Source organism: Acinetobacter sp. CFCC 11171 (assembly GCF_003268405.1).
GTDB classification, from domain to species: domain Bacteria; phylum Pseudomonadota; class Gammaproteobacteria; order Pseudomonadales; family Moraxellaceae; genus Acinetobacter; species Acinetobacter amyesii.
Genome location: NZ_LQXP01000092.1, coordinates 1 through 1180, shown reverse-complemented (window position 1 = coordinate 1180; position 1180 = coordinate 1). Strand labels below are relative to the sequence as shown.

General features: G+C 39.6%; 2 protein-coding genes and 1 pseudogene. All 3 read right to left on the bottom strand.

Annotated features, from left to right (window positions below; all coding sequences use genetic code 11):
• A pseudogene (locus tag AVJ20_RS17955) lies at positions 1-243 on the bottom strand (IS6 family transposase); the annotation flags it as partial.
• A gap of 45 nt (positions 244-288) precedes the next feature.
• Entirely contained in the window at positions 289-660 is a 372-nt protein-coding gene (locus AVJ20_RS17950) for a transposase (RefSeq protein ID WP_024160689.1), read from the bottom strand.
• On the bottom strand, positions 608-922 hold the full coding sequence (locus AVJ20_RS19040) for a transposase family protein (protein WP_171250768.1): 315 nt from the start codon (positions 920-922) through the stop codon (positions 608-610). The genes AVJ20_RS17950 and AVJ20_RS19040 overlap by 53 nt, the downstream gene beginning before the upstream one ends.
• Between the last annotated feature and the right edge of the window lie 258 nt (positions 923-1180).

The window sequence follows — 1180 nt, the reverse complement described above, 5'->3', positions numbered from 1 at the left end:
TTAGGTTTCATCAATATGCCACGAGCTCAGATCTGTAGGATTACGCCAATACCAGCGTAAACGTTTTTCTATTTCAGGAGCATAACGTTGAACCCAACGGTAAATAGTCGTGTGATCAACATTCACACCCCGTTCGGCCAGCATTTCCTGCAGTTCACGATAGCTAATGCCATGTTTACAATACCAGCGCACAGCCCAAAGAATGATTTCGCCCTGAAAATGCCGACCATGGAAAGGATTCATATGCTGCATCTTTAGCTAAAACAGTCTTCAGCTTACCATTCGTGGTTATTTGCAACAGTGCCCAAATACATGCTCGATCCCGATTCTTCTTTTGTTGATTTCCTGATTATAGATTTTGAGTTCAGGATCCAGTTTACAGCGTCTTTTGGCTTTTAACGGCAACAGGCTATTAGGATACACAGCATAAATTCCCAGGTAGCCTTTATCTGCAAGGATAAAAGCTCCTGAAGGAATCTGCTTTAAATTTCGTTTGAATAGCTCGAAATCATGCACCGTACCGCGATCAGTGCATAAACTCAGAATTTGCTGAGTTTTATAATGGATGATGGCCTGTACTTTAAAGGTATGGGTCTTTTTCTTGCCACTATAGTTTTTCTTCTGTTTTTTTAGGCCTTTGAATTGGAATTTCTGTGGCATCCAGGATCACCACATTCCAGTCTATGCCTTCGCTTTCGGGCAAATTCTTCGGTAAATTAAACAGCTTGGACTGAATCAGGCAATCTTCAACATGACGTACAATTCTTGAGGCTGTAGGCTCTGAAACCCCATAACTCGTAGCAATGTGAAATAAAGTTCGGTATTCCCGCCAATAGTTCAGACAGAGCAGAACCTGATCCTCCACACTTAACTTGGGTGGTCTGCCTTTAGCTGGAACATGCTTCTGCAATTGCTCAACCATTTAAATAAAAGGTTGACCATGAGATGCCTGTATATCGCTTAAACTGTGTTTCAGAAAGCTTCTTTGAATCAATGTATTTCATCCGCAGATTATGCACGAATGCTAAGAAAATTAGAGTACAAATATCAATCAAAAAGGTGCTCGTTTTTTGATTTATGAAAGAGATCTATTATTCAATTATATCTTTTAATGATCAATAGAAAGCCTAGTTTCAAACACATTCTTCAGACACAAACAAATATGATCAAAATAGAGTGA

Bases quoted from the DNA above. Each gene is read 5' to 3' on its own strand.
- AVJ20_RS17950 (WP_024160689.1), bottom strand. From the start codon at position 660: ATGCCACAGAAATTCCAATTCAAAGGCCTAAAAAAACAGAAGAAAAAC.
- AVJ20_RS19040 (WP_171250768.1), bottom strand. From the start codon at position 922: ATGGTTGAGCAATTGCAGAAGCATGTTCCAGCTAAAGGCAGACCACCC.